A 1,977-nucleotide genomic window follows, 5' to 3' on the forward strand; every position below is an offset into this window, starting at 1 on the left:
CCGCCCGTCATCGACATATGCCGCCGCACGGCGGGCGTCTTGTGGTCGCGGTCGATGATGAAGTCGTGGCCCTTCGGTTTGCGGCCAATGGCCTCGTCGATCGCATCGTTCAGGAGCGTATCCTCGGTGCTCGCACGAAGCGGCGCCCGCAAGTCGGCGGCATCATCCTGACCGAGACACATGAAAAGCGTTCCCGTGCAGGTGAGGCGGACGCGGTTGCAGCTCTCGCAGAAATTATGGCTGAGCGGCGTGATGAAGCCGAGCTTGCCGCCGGTCTCCTCGATGCGCACATAGCGCGCAGGGCCGCCCGTCCGCTCGGGCAGGTCTTCAAGCGTCCAGCGGCTTTCGAGGTCGGCGCGCACTCGCGACAGCGGCAGATATTGATCGGTGCGGTCTTCGTCGATCTCGCCCATCGGCATCGTCTCGATCAGCGTGATGTCATGACCTTCGCCATGCGCCCATTCGATGAGCGAAGGGATTTCACCGGCGTTCTCGTCCTTGAGCGCGACGGTATTGATCTTGACCTTGAGCCCCGCAGCGTGCGCCGCATCGATGCCTTCGAGCACCTGAGAGAGACGTCCCCAGCGGGTGATCCTCGCAAAACGCGCGGGATCGAGCGTGTCGAGCGAGACATTGATGCGACGGATGCCGGCGTCGGCGAGTTCGGCGGCGTAACGCGCAAGCTGGCTGCCATTGGTCGTCAGCGTCAGTTCTTCCAGCGCGCCGGTATCGAGATGGCGGCCGAGCGAGCGGATCAGCGTCATCAGATCGCGGCGGACGAGGGGCTCGCCGCCAGTCAGCCGCAGCTTCCTGACGCCCTTCGCGATGAAGGCGGAGCAGACCCGGTCGAGCTCCTCAAGCGTCAGAAGCTCGCGCTTCGGCAGGAAATTCATGTGCTCCGACATGCAATAGGTGCAGCGGAAATCGCAGCGGTCCGTCACCGAGACGCGCAGATAGGTGACCGCCCGTCCGAAGGGGTCGATCATCGGGGCGGCTTCGCTGGCCGGGGTGAGTGCGCGGGGCTCGAAACTCATGGTCTATAGATAGCATCTGATGGGCCGAATTTCGCCCCCACCGGCCGTGGGGATGATTTCATCCGATCAACAAACCGTGTCACCCCGGGCTTGTGCTGGGGCCCAGGGGCCGCTGGCTCGGCATTCGACACCCCTGGTTCCCGGCACAAGGCCGGGATGACAATCTTGGAGACGCGCTCAATCCCCCTTGTAGACCGGCATGTTATGGTCGAAGCACTTCTCCTCGACGCGCTCGGCGATGCGCCAACCGGCCGGTGTCCGCACATATTTGTCGTGGTACCAGAGGCCGAAGAACATCACGTGGCTGGTCTCGTCGGGTAGATCCATGCGCATCGGGTTGAAGCAGGCGACCCGGCCCGTGGCGGTGTCGCCCGATACCTTTATCCCCATATTGCCGACGAGATGGGTGTAGTGCTTGAAGAAACCGAGCGTCGGCTCCAGCCAGGCCTTCACCTCCGGATAATTGCCCTTGATGCCGCCAAGTTCGGTGTAGTCGATGAAGGCATCGGGCATGAAGATGTCGTCCAGCGCGTTGAAATCATGCGCGTCGAGGGCGTTGGCATAGTCGACGATCAGTTGCTGGATCTCGAGGCGATCCGAAATTTCCTGCAGGCTCAGCATGTGGTCCTCCCTGTCCCGGAGGGGGAGCCTAGCGCGTCGCGATACATTTGGAAAAGATCCGTTTTCCAAATCGGAGGGCGGTTTCAAAGACGGCCCGCACGCGCTAGCCTCCCTCCGCTTCAACGGGGAGAACGAGAATGCCGAAGGGCGCCCATTACATTCTGTCGATCGATCAGGGGACGACGAGCACACGGGCGCTGCTCTTCGACGAATCCGGCGCGCCCATGCGCGTCCGCCAGAAGGAACTGCGCCAGATCTATCCGCAGGATGGCTGGGTCGAGCACGACGCGGAGGAAATCTGGGAGGCGACGCTCGACGTCTG

The 1,977-nt window shown here is 62.8% G+C and carries 3 protein-coding genes; 1 reads left to right on the forward strand and 2 read right to left on the reverse strand.

The genetic code is table 11. From position 1 onward, the window contains the following. Together moaA and VMR03_RS00735 are read right to left on the reverse strand one after the other, a co-directional pair. Window positions 1–1,034, reverse strand: a 1,034-nt coding sequence (gene moaA / locus VMR03_RS00730) for a GTP 3',8-cyclase MoaA (RefSeq protein WP_325401281.1), incomplete at its 3' end; no start/stop codon positions are given. Window positions 1,035–1,211: 177 nt separating this feature from the next. Then, entirely contained in the window at window positions 1,212–1,655 is a 444-nt protein-coding gene (locus VMR03_RS00735; protein WP_325401283.1) for a nuclear transport factor 2 family protein, read from the reverse strand. A 137-nt stretch (window positions 1,656–1,792) separates the two neighbouring features. Between VMR03_RS00735 and VMR03_RS00740 the strand changes: the two genes are divergently transcribed. Then, window positions 1,793–1,977: FGGY family carbohydrate kinase (locus VMR03_RS00740; RefSeq protein WP_325401285.1), on the forward strand; the 185-nt coding region annotated here is incomplete at its 3' end.

The organism is Parvibaculum sp. (assembly GCF_035511255.1).
GTDB lineage: Bacteria > Pseudomonadota > Alphaproteobacteria > Parvibaculales > Parvibaculaceae > Parvibaculum.

Bases quoted from the DNA above. Each gene is read 5' to 3' on its own strand.
- VMR03_RS00735 (WP_325401283.1), bottom strand. From the start codon at position 1,655: ATGCTGAGCCTGCAGGAAATTTCGGATCGCCTCGAGATCCAGCAACTG.